A 17,061-nucleotide genomic window follows, 5' to 3' on the forward strand; every position below is an offset into this window, starting at 1 on the left:
CAGCTGCAATTCTTCCGCGGTTATCGGCCCTTTGTTCTTCTGAAAAATGGCGAGGCATTTGTTCAAGCAATTGATCACCAGATCGTAATCGGCCGGGGACATTAACTGTGGGTGATGTTCCATCGGGTGGCTCGTGAAAGCAGCACCAACATACTAATTTTTCACGAAGAGAATATGGGGCTCATACCTACCGTCCCATAGAGCAATATGGGCTGCCGAAAATGGACGGCCTCGGCCCGTCGGCCGTCAGGGAGCACAGCAGGCATTGCCGAAGCTCTATGCAATAAGCTGAAAGCTTCAGGTTTGGGTGTCCGGTTCCAGCTTATCGCTTATAATACCAATTACGATTTGCGATGAGATGTTACACCAAGATCGCAAAGAACGCAGAGCGATTCATTCCCAAACGATTGGGTGCTTTGTGTCCTTGGCGATCTTCGTGTGAAAAAACCGATACCGATTGGTAATTGGGACAAAAAGGCCGCCGGGATCTGCTCCTGGCGGCCCGGAAGTGTCGTTGGTAGGAGCTTATCGCTTAAAGCTTACCGCTTATCGCTATTTTCCCCCTTACTTCTTTTCGTCCTTCTCGTCCTCGGCCTTTTCCTTGGCCTCGTCCCTCGCGGACTCGACCTTGACCGAGATGACGGTGCCGGTCTTCGCATTCACGGCCACCTCCGTGATGTCCTTGGTGTCGGGGGTGGCGAGGTCGAGCGACCAGATCACGCGGCCGTGCTCTTTCTCGAGCTCGGCCGACACAACCTTGCCGCCCGGCACCTTGACCAGGGCGATGGTCCTGGCCTCGGCCTCGGTGATCTTGGCCTGCGCCAGCAGTTCGGGCGGGGGAGTGGAGTTTTTCTTGTTGTCGGGCTGTTCCGCGAACGCGTGGTTCACGAAAAGGGCGCTGCACAGCAGCAGGGCGGGGAGGAGGAGTTTTCGTTTCATGGGATTTGAGCGTTTGGGTTGTTCGCCGGGGCGGGCCCGGGCGGTCTGGATCCGCGCCGTCATTATAGCAGATGAACATTACCGGAACCTTACCGGCAGCCGGTGACCCAAGGATAGGGTGAATACCGGCATTCAATGCAGAAATTTAACCACGGATTACACGGATATACACGGATTGAGACTGGTTTAGCCGCAAGAATGCGCAAATGGCGCCAAAAGGAATTTGGCTCTTGGTGCCTTCTGCGATTTTTCGCGGCCAATAGTTCACCCTCCATCCGTTTTAATCCGTGTCATCCGTGGTCAAAAAACTTCTCCTGCGCGTGAGGCCCTCGCGCTAGAACGTGTAGCCCACGGAGCCGAAGATGCCGCGGCGCATGCCGTATTGAGGAGCGTTGACCCCGACGCCGGAGCCATTGCGCAAGGCATACGACTTGTCCGTGAGGTTCACGACATCGAGCCGGACCTTCCAGTATTCGCTTTTGCCCACCTTGAAGCTCCGTTCCACCCCGGCGCTGATCTGGTAATAGGAGGGCACCGTGCCGCCGTTGGGAATGACCGAGCCGTCGGGCGCCGTGATGGAGGTTCTCAAGCCGCTGCCATAGGTGGAGTCCACGTAAACCAGGGTGCCATTATGATGCTCGCCCCATTGGTAGGAGGCGCCGAAGGAGCCGCTCAGGGTCTGGTCATGATCGAGATGGATCCAATGGTTCTGCACATAGGCCAGATCGTCGGGATTGAACAGGAACTGTGACGAGATCCAGTTTTTGCCCTTGGCCACCGAGTGGGCGAGGTTCAGGTAGGTGGAGAAACCGCCGTTGGTGTAGGAACCGGTGAATTCCAGCCCATACACCTCACCCTTCTCATAATTGAAGGCGGAGAGAATCAGGGTCTGGCCGAACAGGCCGTCGTCGAGCTGGTTCTTGGCCTGCTTGTAGTAGCCGTCGAGCCCCACCTGGAACCCCTTCCCGAGCTTCTGGCTGATACCGACGTCGAAATAGTCCGCCCGCTCGGCCTTGACCGGGTCGGCCTGGTCGGAAGCCGCCGCGTTCGAGGTGTTGTCGAACGCGATCACCGTGCTGGCCGGCACGTATTCCGCCGGGGGCGGCGTGAAATAGCGCGCGTAACCGGCGTGCAGGGTCGTCGAGTCCGACGCCTTGTAGAGGAGATTGAGGCGCGGACTGAGCTGGTTTTCCTTGTCAAAGGAAGAGTTGAAGACGTCGAAGCGCGCCCCGCCGTTCAGCGTCAGCCCGGGGGCCAGCGTCCATTCATCCTGCAGATACACGCCGGCAAACAGGGCGTGGAGCCTCTGGTTTTGCACGATCGGGAAGGCCGGGCCGGTGGCATCGCCGTTGCCGTCCACCGGGAAGACGGTCGCGGTCGCGTTGCTGGTGGCGGATTCTTCCAGCAGCATTGCGCCCGCCCGGAGGGTGTGCGAGTCGTTCAGCGCGTAGCTGGCGTCGAACTGCAGGCCGGCGGACTGGAGCTTGCGCGCCACGTCGGTGGACACCCCGTTGAAATAAAGGTCGCCGACCGGGTCCGGCGTGAAGTGCACCCGGCTGTCGCGGCCCAGGGCGGAAAGCTGGTAGTTCAGGCTGCCGGTCGATTTCTGATAGGTGACGATGCCGAAGTAATTCTGCTCATGCTGGTTCTCGTCCAGGCGGGCGGAGTCGAAGATTCCCGGCACCCACTGGGTGCCGTCCGGGGACGTGCCGGCCGCCAGTCCCGGGGTGTTGGGCACCTGGAACTTGCTGTCGGAGGCGCTCAACATGAACGTGAGGCGGCTCTGGTCGTCGAGCAGGTAGGAGAGAAAGGAAAACAGTTTGAGCTGCTTCGTCGTGTCGTGGATCGCGCTGGCGCCGGGCGTCGGATTCTCGATGCCGAGGTCGTTGCGATCATAGCTGCCGTTGACGAAGTAGCTCAGCTTCCCCTCCGAGCCGCTGGAGGAAAAGTTCGGGCGGATGGTGCCGAAACTGCCGCCGTAAAGGGAGGCGCTGCCGCCTTGGCCGACCGTGCCGCTGTTCGTATGGATGTCCACGACGCCCGCCGTGCGGAAGCCGTATTGCGCCGGCAGCGAGCCGGTGACGAACTGCAGGCTGTTCACGAAGCGCGGGTCGAGTTCCAGGCCGAAACCCGATATGCCCTCGGGGAGCAGCACGTCGTTGATGCGATATTGCAGGTTGGCGTGCTCACCCCGGACGTGGAGACCGGCGTTGCCCGACGAGTCCTGGGCCACGCCCGGCACGCGGAGCAGCACCTGGCTGAAAGGCGCGTCCGCGCCCTGCGGCATGACCTGGATCTGCTGCATGTCGATGTGGAAGGACGAGGCGCCCAGCTCGGGCACGATGCTCTCCCGGGCCTGGTCGAGCTTGCCGTTCACGATGAGCGGATCGAGCGTGAGCGTGGCACTGGCGGCCGGGTCGGGCGTGGCGGGCACGGTTTGGGCACTGGCGGCGGTTGCCGCGAGCGCCAGCAAAAAGGAAAGGGAAAGTAAGCGACTGGAAGATGACATGATTGAGTTAGGTTGAAATAAGGTCTGATTGCCCAGGCGCGCGGCGCCCAGGCGGGGGATCGAAAAACGCGCCCCACGGAAGGCGTGGTTCGCGGAACACGAAGGTTTCGGTTCAGAGCAACGGGGGCGCATGCGCCGGCGCGTGCCAGTAACGACGGCGCGTAGCCGGCAGCCAGTCGCCGGCGTGCCATAAGGTGCCGCGGTCCGGGGACCGCAGGAGCAACCGCAGGCAAAAAACCAGCAGCGCAGTTGCCCCATGGGAGAAGAGGGTTACCGCGCACTCATGATCTGCGTTCCCGACCGGTTCGTGCCCACGCCGCGTATGCTCCGACCCTTGATTCCGGCCGTGCAGCCGGGCATGCAACTCCGGGCTGGCCGCCAGCACGTTGAGCAGCACCACCAAAAGCACGGCCAAGAGCGCCATAAGGCGGCTGGGCCACAAAGGCGGGAGGTTGCGGTTGAACATGGCTGATGCAGCAGTCAGTGCGAAAAGGCGACGGTGACAACACCAAGGAGGCAGAGCAGGCCACCGATCACCCGCTCATCCAGTCTCTCCAGCCAACGCAGGCGTTGCACGGCATGAAGGGTCAGCCAGGTAAGCGTGAGCATCCCACCCAGAGTCGCGAAGCCGAGCACCGCGCTGAGCCAGACAATGCCCGGCCAGCCGTAGGGTGCCGCCGTCAAATAGACCGGAAGAAACAGTTCACAGGGCGACAAGGTGAGGGTCAGAAACAATCCCCAAAGCGCTGCGCGGTCCGTGGAGCCGGGCGACAGTTTTTCCGGGTGTCCCTGGCAATGATTGCAGGCGTGGCCGTGGGGGGCTCGAAACGCCAGCCAGACGCCAAGTCCGACGAGGATCAGCCCGGCGACCCAGTGAAACACCTGATCGAAGCGTTCGTTGAGCTCGAAACCAAACCACGCCAGGCCGACCCCGAGCGCAGTGGTGGCAATGACGTGTCCTCCGCCGGCCAAAGCCACGGCGGCGAGAATCCGGCGGTGCGACCAGCCGCGTGCGCGGCCGACGACCACAAAGGGCAGCCAGTGTGTCGGGATCGCGGCGTGGAGGAACGCGACGCCGAATCCGGTCACGGTAAGAGCATAGAGAAAGGTTTGGTTCATAAAATTGATCGTCGGCAGCCTGGGGAAACAGAGAACGATCACGCTCGCGGCCAGCAGGGTGATCGTCCCCAGCGCGAGGCTCCGCCTAAAGGCCCGCCTGCGTTCGTTCGCCTGCAGGGTGATGCCCGCCCGAAGCTCGTCCCGCATTTCAGGCGGGGGCCGCACCTCCTGCAGCCGCCGGGCAATCACTTCGTCGAACTTCCGCTGCGTGGCGAACCAGGTCGCCAACTCCGGGTCGCGTTGCGCGAGGCGCACCGCCTCGGCCAGGTCCGCATCCGGCGCATCCGCCCCGTTGGGGCGGTAGGCGCAGAGCAGGAACTTGGCCTCTTGCGGGTTCATGAAAAGATAAGCGGTCGGAACCACGGGATGGGAGTTGAAGGCGGGTTGGATTATTTCAGGCCGGGGCCGTCAGGGCGTCACCGTGGTGCAGTTCATGGAGTAGACGGCCGCCCAAACACCGTTCTCGAAAACGTCCCCAACCCGCAGCTTCCCCTCGAAGCGCAGGGGCTGGTCCATCAGATCGGGCACGCCGGGGCCGTCGATGCGCGCGGCGATAAACTGGCAAAAGCGTGGCTCCTGGCCGAAGCAGCAAGTCATCTGGTTGGCCAGCACCAGGCATTCCTTGACCAGCCCGTGCTCGAGTTTGGTCGGCAGCATGTAGCCTTGGATGCGAACCTCCCGGCCGTCATAGCTCTTGATGCCGGTGGGAAGATAGGCCCCGTAGCCTTTCCCGTCCCAAACGGAATGTTGGATTCCCGGGGGCAGATAAAAACTGAGTTTTTCGAAATTGAGATTTATCCGGCCGGTCGGCGGCGCCGCTTTGGCTTGCGCGAGCAAACGGCGTTCCTGTTGGACGTGCTCAGCCTGGAGCCGGGCAAGTTCGCTCTGCTGCTGCGCAGGCGGCTCCGGATTGAACCAAGCGACCGCAACCAGGGCCAGGAGCAGGGCCCCGACCACTGCGAGGGTAACGGGGGTCAAACGCGCCATCCAGGTGGCGACGGTCAGCACCGCCCTTTGCCGGTTAGTTGGTCGAGATTTTTTCACCGTCGAGTTGGTAGAGGCCCTCGAAAACATGGTTTTCGAACATTTCGCCGACATGCAGGGTGCCGTAAAGCGACAGCGGTGTGTCCATCTTGCCGGGGACGCCCGGGCCGGCCATTTTCACGACAACCCATTCATTGGGCTCCGGCTGCCGGCCGTAGCAGCACATCATCTGGTTGCGCAGGAGGAGGAAATCCTTGACGAGTCCGTTCTCCATCCGGATCGGCAGCATGTAGCCGGCAATGCACACCCGCTTGCCGTCGAGTGCCCGGACGTTGTCCGGGATGGATCCGCTGGTGCCCGGTTCGGTTGGAAGCACCACCGCCTCGCTTTCGTCGGGCACCAGCAGGGCGATTCTGCTCCGCGAGGAAATCCCGGGCAAGTCGTCGAAAAACTTGTGCTGGCCAAAAGAGAACGAGGCCAGATGTTGGAAGGTCACCTGCCAGTAGCCGGCCGCATCCTGCTTCAAGGCGGGGAAGTTTTCCGGGGCCGGCGCCGGCGCGACGGTGGCCTTGGGCGGCCGCTCGTAGAGCGTGACGTTCGGATCCTTCGGGTTGGGCAGAGCCTGCGCCGAAAGCCCCAGTCCGGCCGCCACCACGAGGGTGACGGTCCGGCGAATGGAATCCCGTATAAACACTCCCATGGAAGCGCCTCAGTTGATCGATACCTTGTCGGCATCGAGACGGTAGACGCCGACGAAGAAGTCGTTCTCGTAGATTTCGCCCACGTGCAGGGTGCCGCTGAACTGCAGCGGAGTGTCCATCTGCATCGGCACCCCCTTGCCCGGGGCCTTGACGCACACCCACTCGTTGGGTGCCGGCATCATGCCGTAACAGCAAACCAGGGGGTTGCGGACGATGAGGAATTCCGTTGCCAGTCCGCCCTCGACTTTCATCGGCAGCATGAACCCGCTCACGCGCACTTTCTGGCCGTCGAGCTTGCGCAAGGGTTCGGGAATGCGTTCGACCGAACCGGGCCTGGCGACGGTGCCGGCCGGCGGCGCCTCGAGTTTATAGGAGGCAAGTTGGCCAAAGTTGACGTTCCAAGAACCGTCCGGCTCGCGCTTCAGCGGCTGGTCCGGCGTGGCGGCGGCGATCTGCGCGGCCATGGCCATCGCCTGCTCCTTGGTCAGGCCTGGCTTGGCTCGCGGAGTCGTGACGGCCGCGACGGCCGCCGGGGGCGTCGGCACCGCGGCCGCGGGAGTCGCCGGCGCGGATTCCGCCTTGGCGGGCTCGGGTGGCGGGGGATTATCGGGCGGCAGGTCGTAATTTTGCTGGCCGCCGGGGTTGCAGAAGGGACAGCCGCCTCCCTGCTGAAACCGCTGGTAGTAGGATGACTGGGCCGACGCCACCGCGGCAAAGGCGGCGGTGCCGGCGAGCAGCAGCCCGCGGCGGATTTTGTGAACGAGGGGTGTTTTCATATCAGTCCTTGTCGTTGCCTTTGGGGAAGTTGAATTTCACGTCCGCGAACGTCGTGCCGCGGACGGTGATGGTCTTCAGGGTCGCATCGAATTCCCTGGTGGTCTTGAGCCAGTCTGCCTGGCCCTCGAAGAGCGACGTGTCGCCGACCGTTTCGCCGGTCGCAGGATTGGCGACCGCCGAGAGCACCACCGTTTTCGCCTGACCGTTCACCACCGCGTCGATCTGAATGGTCGGGACGGCCGAACGGATAAAGTTTTCCAATTCGCCGTCGAACACGAAGGCCTGCAGCCGGCCGGCGGCGGCATCGAGGACGAGTTCGACATGGTAAACCTCGTCGCCCAGCACGACAGGGGTGCCGCCGTGCGGCGGCTTGTGCTCGTGTTTCGGCGGCTTGGCCGCGGCAGCAGAGACGGGGGCCGGCTTGCTGCAGCCGGCGGCAAAGGCCGTCGCCGCGAGGAGAAGAACGGCCGTGAGTCTGATGAATTTCATGGTGAAGAGGGGTTGAGGATCGACTCAGGAGATGGGCGCGAGGTTTCCGGCCACGTCGGTGCGATAAGCCTTCCAGGCCGGCAGCAATCCGCAGACGCCGCACAGCAGCACCATGCCCGCCGGTGCCCAGAGCATGACCGGATTATAGGCCCAGGTTTCGAGCAGGATGCCCGTCTGGGCCCGGATGACGGCGGCCACGCCGGCGACCGTGAGGCCATAGACCGCAAACGCCGCCGCCATGCCGAGGGCCCCGATCACCGTGGCCTCCAGCACCACGGCGCTGAAAAGCATCAGCCGGCCCGCGCCGAGCGCGCGCAGGATCGCGATGTCGCGGCGGCGCGCGGCCATCGAATTGTAGATCGCAACCAGCACGCCGATCGCCGACACGAATGCCACCAGGTAGGCGACCAGGGTCAGCACCTGGTCGAACCAGCTGATCTTGCTGAACAGATCCGCCATGATGGCGCCCACGGGGTAGGCGAAAGTGAGCCGGTTGCCCTGTTTGTTATACATCATGTCGAGCATGAAGCCCGCCGTGGGCGAGCGGAGTTGGATCAGCACCGCGCTCACGTCGGTCGCCGCCCGCGGGTCATGCCCGCTCATGGTCTGCAACCCGTGGAGCGGGATCCAAATGACCTTGTCCACCGGAGTGTTGGAGGAAGCGAGAATGCCGGTGACCGTGTAGGTTTCCGCGTGCTGGTTCTTCTCGTCGTAGACCAGCCCGTGAAACGGGTGAAAAATGTCGCCGACCTTGAGCCCGAGTTTCTCGGCCGAAAAACTGCCGAGCACGGCCTCCTTCGCGTCGGGATTGAACACCTGGCCCGCGCGGAGAGCAAAGGTCTTGCCCGGGGCATACTCCACGTCGCGGAAGAATTCCGGGATCGTTCCGACGATGCGGTAACCGCGCAGGTTGTCGCCGACCGCGATGGGCACGGCAAGTTTGACCGCCGGATGCCGCTTGATGAATTCGTAGTCCGCGAACGCCACGTTGCCGGGCGAGGCTTCCAGGTGGAAAATGGCGTTGAGGACGAGCTGGAGCTTCGAGCCGCGGGCGCCCAGCACGGCGTCGAAACCGGCGTTCACCTGGGTGAAGGTCGCCTGCGACTGGACCTTCACCACCCAGACGGACATCAGGAGGCCGCCGGCGAGCGCGATGGAGAACGCCGTGATGAGCGTGGAGAAAAGGTGCTGGCGCAGGCTGCGCAGAACGATGAGGGCGAGGGTCATGACCCGGCCTCCTGCAACACCTGGTTTAATCCGGCAAAATCCCGCACGTCCTCGAACGTGCCGAGCACCGCGGGATCGTGGCTGACGAGGAGCAGCGCCGCGCCGTTTTCCCGGCAGGTCTCACGGATGAGGGCCAGCGATTCCCGGGCATTCTTGTGATCGAGATTGCCCGTCGGTTCGTCGGCCAGCACGAGCTTCGGGTGGTTGGCCAGCGCCCGCGCCACGGCGACCCGTTGTTGCTGGCCGGTGGAGAGCTGGCGGGGGTAGTGACCCAGGCGGTGACCCAGGCCGACGCGCTCCAGCATCGCCCTGCTGTGGGCCCGGTCCATGCCCGCCCCAAAGGCCATGCCGAGCAGCACGTTTTCCAAACAGGAGTAACCCTGCAGGAGATTGAAGGTCTGGAAAATGTATCCGATGTTTCCGGCCCGCAACCGGTCCCGGGCATGCTCGCCCAAGGTGGCCATGTCGCGTCCGGCCAGCTGGATGGTGCCCGCATCGGCCGCGAGAATGCCCGCGATAAGATGGAGAAAGGTGGTCTTGCCGGAGCCGCTTTCGCCGCGCAGCGCCAGCTGTTGGCCGGCCGCGAGTGAAAACGCGGGCACGTCCACGATGACCTTGCGCTCGCCCTCGGGCGTGACGAAGGACCGGCGCAGGCCCGTGACCTGCAGGAGGGGTGAGGAAGGGTTCATGCGCGCGGCCAGGCGCGGCTGGCACAAGCGGACGAACGGAAATTGAAAAGGGAAGAATCCATGGCTGAGCAGAGCGGTTAAACGTGCGCGACGCAGGAGCGGAGCTCCGATCGCTAACCTGCAGTCAAGGTCCGGGCCGAACCGGCCCGGACCGACGATCATGGCTCAGCCCAATGGCGGCCCGCACAACGGCGGCAGCCAATAGCGCGGGGTCTGGCGGCAGGCCGCCGTCTCCACCCGCGGAAGCAAATTGATGAACTGCCACAGGGCAGTAATCGCCATCAGGGCCAAAGCGGCGCAGACCACGCCGTTGGCGAACATCACCACCACGCAGCCGGTGTCATCCTGACCGGACGGCTGATCCTCGTGGCCGGCGGGCGCCGCACTTCCCTTGACCGGGACCAGCCCATGGTCGTGAACCCAGGCGTGCAATTGCGGGCTCGCCGCGAGAACCGCCAGAGCCAGAACCAACGCGGCCGCAAAGCCGGCGGTCAGCTGTTGGCGCCATGATGGCAAAGGGTTGCGGGAATTGGATCTCACGTGGTCCTGATGGCATCGGGCTCAGCCCAATGCGGCGGACAATGCTTCGCGTGCCTCTTTTTTCAAGGGGAGAATTGTCCAAGGGTGAAAGAAGGATCCACCAGTGTCCCGTCAGATAAGTTCGCTGCATAATCTCAAGAGACCAATTTCCGAATGGAGGAGCCTGCTTGCAGGCGATTCAGGCGTGGGGATTGGCTCCGCGGGTCGAAATCGCCTGCAAGCAGGCTCCTACAATCTGAACCGAACTTGTCTGACGGGACACTCGGGCGTGTTGGCAAAATCCTCTGATTGTCATCCTGAGCCGGGCGAAGGATCCAGAGGCACGCGCGAATCCTGCTGGATCCTTCGCCCCGGCTCAGGATGACCGGCAGCGAAAGTGACGGATTGAGCGCCGGATTGGGCGGTTAAGGTATTTTGCAAACACACCCTGGCACTACACCGTCAGGTATGTGATGCCCGGGTGACACACCCCGGCGCTACGCGCCATCAGCCGTCGCCGGGCCTATGGCCGACAGGCCCCTCTCCAGTGGGGACCCGAACCTACGCTGGCGACAATCCCCTCTGGAGAGGGGTGGCAGGAAGCCAGCAACGGCGAGGTCTCCGCCTCGGCGAGGCGTGTGAATATCTTGTCACGCAACGGTCACGTGCATCGGCGCAACCCGGGAGTATAGTGCCTGTCCCTCCCGACCCGCATGCCTCTCCTCGAAGCCCCCGCCGCCGTTCCCGCGATTCAGCGAAATGATCTGGCGCACCTGCAGCTGGAGATCGCCCGGCGGGCGGACCAGCTGGCCCGTCTGGTTATCAGCGACCCGGTCACCGATATCGACCTCTGGTCCCAGGCGGAGCAGGAGGTCTTCGCCCGGCTCCGGCGCGCCGGGGCGAATGTAACAGACCTGTGAACTCGGCCGGCCGGCCGGGAATTCTTCGAACGAAAACCCGGACGCTACGTCTGTCTCCTCGTTCAGAGGTTCTTTAGTGTGTTAAAAGGTGTTAGGTCAGAAAAGGCCGGCCCAGGGGTGGGCCGGCCTTACTGTTTTCATTGATAGCGGGCGTTCCGACCGGGGCGAATCCCTCAGGTTTGTGCCTGCTGCCACCCTTTGGGCACCCGCATCAGTCACCCTCCGCTCCGCTACGGGCTGTTGCATCAAGCTGCACGACGCCATCTCCGTGACTACGGTTTCAGGTCTTAAGTTCCAGGTTTCCCCTCCGAAGGATCCCTGAATGCATCCTCAGGATAGCGCAAGGATGGGCGAGGGATCTACGAAGGAAGTCCGAAGCCTTCAGCCGGGGATCAGACTGATCCCGTTTTCCGTAAACGCGCCCGGCATCCCGGAATGGGCGGATGGATAAAATCATGTCGGACCCCTTTCGCTGCTCCATCGATGGAGACAATGCCAACTTGAGACAGATCAGGTCGGTCTGCAGGGTGTTAACGCGTGGAACGTGGCCGGGAAGCTGCACAGAAAATTCATTTCAGGACGGCAGGGATTCTCCAGGCGGATCCGTGGGTTACTGGACCGTCCATCCACAAAGCGTTGGATTCACCCATGGCCGGGGCCTAAGGTTTTCAGGCACGAGATACACGCCCCGCCATTCGCTTTCGTGGCGCGGCTGGAGTTCGTTTTTACCCCCAAAGCATATGAAGAATATTATTTCGCCGCTTCGGCCTTTTGTCGTGGTGCTGCTGGCATTCGGCAGCCTGTCTGCCGGCGCCACCAGCTATTACGTAAACAGCAGCTCGGGATTGAACTCCAACAACGGAACCAGCCCCGGCACGCCTTGGTTTGATTTCACCAACGTCAACTCGCACACGTTCGCTGCGGGGGACAGTATCTTTCTCGCCTGTGGCAGCACGTGGAATCAGGAGATGGACATTCACGGCGGGGGCTCCTCCTGGACCTCGCCGCTCACGATCACCAGCTACGGCAGCGGCGCGCGCCCAAAGATCCAGCGCAACTCAGGCGCGAATGACCGCACCATCAAGCTCATCAATCCAGACTACATCCTGATCAGCGGTCTCGAAATCTGCAACGCCGGCGACGGCATTCAGGCCCGCTGGACCAGCCTGGGGCACCAAGGCCTGCATTTCGCAAATCTCTACATTCATAACATCAATCAGGTCTATAATCATACACCCGCGACCACCGATAACATCGAATACTCCTTTGGCATCGACCTGCAGAACGATCCGTCCTTCACCACGCTGCCGAACTCAAGCCAATGGCTGTGCAAGGATATCCAGATTACGAAATGCCAGTTTTCCAACGTGATGGCGTGCTGGGGAACCTTCGATCGGTATAATATCTCGGGGGTCTACGACACGACCTATTCGTTCCAGGATGTCATTGTGTCCGGGTGTTGGGCGCATGACTGTCAGGCCGATATTGCGGTCGTCGATTCCACCAATGTCCTGATCGCGGGGAACTATTTCAACAACCTCGCGACGATGGCGCTGCCCCAGGGGACCACCGCCATATTTCAATGGCGCACGGAAAGCGTGACCTACCTCAACAATGTGATGGATACCGTGCCGTCGACCGGCTCACCCGACCAATGCTTCATCGATATCGAAGCGTATGCCAACAATTCCTATATCGTCGCAAATTATGTGAACAACACCGCCGGGCCCGGGTTCGAGTTCCTGCAACTGCCGGCGGGATCCAATCCACCACGCGATCCGGCGACCGACCACAACACCAACAATATTGTTTGGTCCAACGCTTTCCTGAACAACGGGAATTACTCGCTTCGGTCAGTTTCTGCCAATGGCAACACCATCACGGGCTCTATTTGGGACAACATCTACTACGAGCCATCCACGGGCTTCACGACCGGGGACTTCTCGGGATTTTCCATTCCGGCCAATCAGATTGCCGCCGCCTCCGCCGGTTCCATCTACTGTGTCGGCTATCAATTCAGCCCCACAACCCAGGGGTCGAATCAATGGCGCTACCAATATTGGAATGGCAGCGCCTGGAATGACTGCCCGACTTTCATCGGCACTCCCGGGGTGTGGGATGGCGGGTCAGCCTATGCCTGGGCGGACAACAATAACGGGCAGGTGGGGCAATTTACCCTGCTGCCGGACTCCAATGGCGCCTACTGGGTGGCGCACTCCTGGGTGGCGCCGTCCACCGGGACGATCAGCATTCGGGGCCGGGTTTATCTTACGGATTCCGCTGGCGGCAGTGGGGTGGGTGCCTTGGTCTACCAGAATGGAGCAACAAACCGCCAGCTTTGGCCTGCAACCTCGGGCGGGCAATCGCTGGCCGGCACCTACGGCAGCAGAGGCTTCGACACCATAGTTGACAGCATTTCAGTCACAGCCGGGGATGTCATCCATTTCTGCGTCGGGACTTCCAGTGGAACGAATGCGCATGATACGGTGGGTTGGATGCCCATTATCACCTATCGATAGCCGGCGGTGGACGGCTTCCTTGCCGGGCGGGAACCGCCCGGCAAACTTTGCGTTGCGCGCAGGCTGACAGGCGAGCAGCTACCTAGCCATGAACATTCGTGATATTGCGCGCCACGCCGGTCTCTCGAAATCCGCCGTGTCGCTGGCGTTGCGCGATCATCCGAGCATTCCGGGTAAGACCCGGGCAAAAATCAAGGCACTCGCCAAGAAGCTCGGATATCAGCCGGACCCGACTGTGGCCAAAGTGATGGGGGCGATTGCACGCCACGACACCTCCGATGTCACTGCGCCGATTGTTGTGCTTTCGGACTGGCCGACGCCCAAGCACTGGCTGAATGCCGGTCATGGGTTGCGGCGATTTTATCGTGGATTGAACGACCGGGCAAAAGAACTGGGTTACCGGCTGGAAGAGATCTGGCTCCGGGCACCCGGGATGACGCCGCGGCGCGTCGAGCAAATATTGGCCGCCCGGGGGACGGAGGGTATTGTCGTTTTGAATTATCCTGAAGCGCCCGCTCGCTTGCAGCTGGATTTGTCCCCCTACGCTTGTGTCGTCATCGGTCGAGCTTTGGTGCAGCCCCGGCTTTATGCCGTGGATCACGATCACCACCAGGGGTTGTTTGAATGTCTCACCCAGGTGAGGCAACGCGGCTACAAGCGACCGGGCTTGGTCCTGACCAATGACGCCAATGAGCGGACAATGCATTGCTGGGCGGCCGCTTATCACTTCTTCCTCAGTGAGATTCCGAAGAAAGATCGCATTCCCTTTCTGTTGCTACCCGGATCGACCTCCCAGTCCCTGAAGCGCTGGATCAAGGCCTATCGTCCTGATGTGATTCTGTCGGCGGATTTCACCATCCTGAAGGCGCTGGAGGGCGTTGGCCTGCAGGTGCCAAAGGATGTCGGCCTCGCGGTGCTCTTTTGGCGCGAGGAGAATCACTTTGTGGCGGGCATTGATACCCAGGACGAGGCTCAATCCGGCCGAGCCATTGACCTGTTGATTGAGCAGATGCGGCGCAACCAACACGGGATACTTCATAGGCCGGAAACAATACTCTTCGACGGGACCTGGAAGGACGGCGCCAGTTTGCCGTTGGCCCCGGCCTCGGCGCGCGGACAACCGGTGACGGGCAGTCTGGCGCGAGGTGCATGAGCGGGCAAGGCGTGGTAGGACCTGGAACCAGCATGGACCACCCGATCAATGGACAGTCCAGTGGCGAAGACGTTGTGCCGGGCGGGCCGGGGAATATCGCTGACAGCCGCACCCCAAAGCACACCCCAGTCTCGAGGAATATGCCGGCCCCGGCCGGTTTTTCATCCAGACAAGATGTGCCGCGGTGTGCCTCTGAAACCCCGTCACCCATGAATTCCACCCCCAAGCATTACCTTCCCCTGTCGCGGCTGCTTATTATTTTGACCGCAGTCGCTCTTGCCCCCCTGGCCCGCGCACAAACGGACACCACTTCCACCCCGTCGAAGAAAGCGACGCAGGATGACATCATCACGCTCACGCCCTTCACGGTTCGCGGTGATTCCGCGGCCGACGGCTACCGGGTGGATTCGACGACGACCGGCGCGAAGATCAACACGCCGCTGAACGAGCTGCCGATCACCATCAACGTGCTGAACCGGGAGTTCCTGACCGACATGAATGTCTACAAGGTGCAGGACGCCACGGCGTATGTGGCGGGCGTGACCAATGCGAACCGCAATGAGAACGACACGGAGACCTACACGATCCGCGGCTTCCAGAGTTCGTCCCCGCTCCGCAACGGCATCGCCTTCAATTCGATCACCGATATCTCGAACATCGAGCGGGTCGAGGTCGCCAAAGGCCCGGCCGCGATTCTCTACGGCGTGGTCGAGCCGGGTGGCGTGGTAAATTACACCACCAAGCGCCCGCTGGCGAACTATGCGGCCACCATCGAGGAGACAGTCGGAAGCTATTCGCTCTACCGCACTGATTTCGATTTCAACGTGCCGCTGAACGACAGCAAGACGCTCCTCTTCCGGGTGCCAGGCGCCTACTCTGACAAGGATACCTCGCAGAAATACGAGAAGTCGAAGACGTTTTTCATCAATCCGGTCCTGACGTGGAAGCTCACCCCCAAGACCCTGGTGACCTTCGACTACTCCTACAAAAAGGAGACGGGCAACTTCGCCCGCGGCGGCATCATCGGCGCGCTGCAGCCCAATGCGAATTTCCCCCAGGCGGTGAGCATTTTCAATGTGCCGGGTTTCGGCGAGGAATACGGCACCTCCTTCCCGGGCGGGCACCTGTATAACCAGCATAGCTACGGTGAAATCCGGGTGGAGCAGATCATCGACAGCCACATCACCCTGCAGGGCATCTTCAGCCAGGACCAGTTTCACTTCGACGACGTCTCGGCCTTCCTCAACACCTTCCGGACGCCGGCGGCGGCGAATGTCTCCCTGCCCACCTCGGCGACGCAGCTCACGTCGCAATTCTTCCCATTTGACGAACGGTATCGCACGAAGTCCCGCTATTACGAGATCAACGCGCTCCTGCGTTACGACCTGGGCAAGGTTCACACCACCACCCTGCTGGGCGTTTCGGGCACCCGCATGGTCGAGTCCGAGGGCGCCTTCTACATCACACCCGGGCCGTTCCCCTTCACGGTGGATCCGAGCCAGCCGGACGCGGTGCGTTTCGCCGCGATGCCCGCCGACACGAGCAACTTCGTCAAATGGTTCGATTATTCGCTCGGCGCCACGACCCCGGGTTTTGGCCGCGCCAACCTGTTTGTCACCGAGCAAATCGGCGCCCTGGACAACAAGCTGCACCTGATGGGCGGCATCCGCCGCCAGAGTTATGCCGACGTGAATGTCACCAAGACGCTGCCGCAAATCGGCGGGATCTACGAGGTGACCCATGGGCTCTCGTTCTACGCGACCTATTCCGGCACGGACAAATCCAACGGCCTGCGCGCCAGCGACCAGGCGGTCCGCCCACTCGAGACCAGCAAGGGTTATGACTTCGGCTTCAAGCTGGACCTGCTCGACTCGAAACTGACGGGCTCGATCGCCTACTTCGACATCAAGAAGACGAACGTGAAGATCACCAACCCCGGCGGCTTCATCGACCAGACGACCGGCCAGATTCTTCCCGGCGCGGACAACGTGCTCATCGCCGGCGAGGCGGAGGCGAAGGGGGTTGAAGTGGATCTGCAGGCGAGGCCGGTCAAGGGACTCCAGCTCGGCCTGGGTTACGCCCACACCGACGCGAAGGACACCAAGGACACCGATCCAGCCCTGCAGGGCTCAACTTTCCCCGGCGTGGTGAAGGACGCGCTCGTATTCTTTGGCAAATTCCGGGTCGAGGGGGGCGTGCTGGCCAACCTGGATGTCGGCGCGGGCATGCAATACAACTTTGGGACGGTCCATTATGACGCGATCACGAACCCATTTTACGGCATCGCGACCCACGGGAACACAAAGAACATCCATGTCTTCGCGCACTACCCGATCGTATGGGATAAGCACCGGGTCACCTTGGGTCTCGCGGTGAACAACCTGACCGACGACCGCTATTTCGTCCGGTCCCTGGAGCTTTCCGACGCGCGGCAGGTTCTCTTCTCTGCCGAAGTAAAGTTCTGATCTGAACCGGCGTCATCCGCACATCACCCGCAGAGGAACCCCTCTGCGGGA

14 protein-coding genes are annotated in these 17,061 nt (G+C 61.9%); 4 read left to right on the forward strand and 10 right to left on the reverse strand.

What is annotated here, in order from left to right:
• Nucleotides 1–564: 564 nt before the first annotated feature.
• The 10 genes from BLU29_RS12500 to BLU29_RS12550 form a co-directional block, all read right to left on the reverse strand.
• A complete protein-coding gene (locus tag BLU29_RS12500) occupies nucleotides 565–939 on the reverse strand; it encodes a PepSY domain-containing protein (protein ID WP_157693835.1) in 375 nt (124 codons plus the stop codon).
• Between the two features lie 334 nt (nucleotides 940–1,273).
• The gene (locus BLU29_RS12505; RefSeq protein WP_157693836.1) at nucleotides 1,274–3,448 is read right to left on the reverse strand and encodes a TonB-dependent receptor; all 2,175 of its coding nucleotides are present in this window, start codon (nucleotides 3,446–3,448) and stop codon (nucleotides 1,274–1,276) included.
• A 480-nt stretch (nucleotides 3,449–3,928) separates the two neighbouring features.
• Nucleotides 3,929–4,930 (reverse strand): hypothetical protein, encoded by a 1,002-nt coding sequence (locus BLU29_RS18595; protein WP_231962227.1) that lies wholly within the window; start codon nucleotides 4,928–4,930, stop codon nucleotides 3,929–3,931.
• Between the two features lie 45 nt (nucleotides 4,931–4,975).
• Nucleotides 4,976–5,575 carry a hypothetical protein gene (locus tag BLU29_RS12520; RefSeq protein WP_091058469.1) on the reverse strand — a complete coding sequence of 200 codons (600 nt, stop codon included), beginning with the start codon at nucleotides 5,573–5,575 and terminating at the stop codon, nucleotides 4,976–4,978.
• A 13-nt stretch (nucleotides 5,576–5,588) separates the two neighbouring features.
• Nucleotides 5,589–6,251 (reverse strand): DUF3299 domain-containing protein, encoded by a 663-nt coding sequence (locus BLU29_RS12525; RefSeq protein ID WP_091058472.1) that lies wholly within the window; start codon nucleotides 6,249–6,251, stop codon nucleotides 5,589–5,591.
• 9 nt (nucleotides 6,252–6,260) lie between these two features.
• Nucleotides 6,261–7,028 (reverse strand): DUF3299 domain-containing protein, encoded by a 768-nt coding sequence (locus BLU29_RS12530; RefSeq protein ID WP_091058474.1) that lies wholly within the window; start codon nucleotides 7,026–7,028, stop codon nucleotides 6,261–6,263.
• 1 nt (nucleotide 7,029) lies between these two features.
• Entirely contained in the window at nucleotides 7,030–7,518 is a 489-nt protein-coding gene (locus tag BLU29_RS12535) for a hypothetical protein (protein ID WP_231962228.1), read from the reverse strand.
• Nucleotides 7,519–7,542: 24 nt separating this feature from the next.
• Nucleotides 7,543–8,745: an FtsX-like permease family protein gene (locus BLU29_RS12540; protein ID WP_091058476.1), complete on the reverse strand. Its 1,203-nt coding sequence runs from the start codon at nucleotides 8,743–8,745 to the stop codon at nucleotides 7,543–7,545.
• Nucleotides 8,742–9,434, reverse strand: a complete 693-nt coding sequence (locus BLU29_RS12545) for an ABC transporter ATP-binding protein (RefSeq protein ID WP_091061129.1) — start codon at nucleotides 9,432–9,434, stop codon at nucleotides 8,742–8,744. Before BLU29_RS12545 ends, BLU29_RS12540 begins: the two co-directional genes overlap by 4 nt.
• 165 nt (nucleotides 9,435–9,599) lie before the next feature.
• The gene (locus BLU29_RS12550) at nucleotides 9,600–9,974 is read right to left on the reverse strand and encodes a hypothetical protein (protein ID WP_157693837.1); all 375 of its coding nucleotides are present in this window, start codon (nucleotides 9,972–9,974) and stop codon (nucleotides 9,600–9,602) included.
• Between the two features lie 692 nt (nucleotides 9,975–10,666).
• On the opposite strand from BLU29_RS12550, the gene BLU29_RS12555 reads away from it, so the two are divergent.
• The 4 genes from BLU29_RS12555 (at nucleotide 10,667) to BLU29_RS12570 (ending at nucleotide 17,010) form a co-directional block, all read left to right on the forward strand.
• Nucleotides 10,667–10,873 (forward strand): hypothetical protein, encoded by a 207-nt coding sequence (locus BLU29_RS12555; RefSeq protein ID WP_091058482.1) that lies wholly within the window; start codon nucleotides 10,667–10,669, stop codon nucleotides 10,871–10,873.
• Between the two features lie 740 nt (nucleotides 10,874–11,613).
• Nucleotides 11,614–13,392 (forward strand): hypothetical protein, encoded by a 1,779-nt coding sequence (locus tag BLU29_RS12560; protein ID WP_091058484.1) that lies wholly within the window; start codon nucleotides 11,614–11,616, stop codon nucleotides 13,390–13,392.
• Between the two features lie 88 nt (nucleotides 13,393–13,480).
• The gene (locus BLU29_RS12565; RefSeq protein WP_091058487.1) at nucleotides 13,481–14,545 is read left to right on the forward strand and encodes a LacI family DNA-binding transcriptional regulator; all 1,065 of its coding nucleotides are present in this window, start codon (nucleotides 13,481–13,483) and stop codon (nucleotides 14,543–14,545) included.
• A gap of 209 nt (nucleotides 14,546–14,754) precedes the next feature.
• On the forward strand, nucleotides 14,755–17,010 hold the full coding sequence (locus BLU29_RS12570; RefSeq protein ID WP_157693838.1) for a TonB-dependent receptor: 2,256 nt from the start codon (nucleotides 14,755–14,757) through the stop codon (nucleotides 17,008–17,010).
• The last annotated feature ends 51 nt before the right edge of the window (nucleotides 17,011–17,061 follow it).

Source organism: Opitutus sp. GAS368, assembly GCF_900104925.1.
Taxonomy (GTDB): domain Bacteria; phylum Verrucomicrobiota; class Verrucomicrobiia; order Opitutales; family Opitutaceae; genus Lacunisphaera.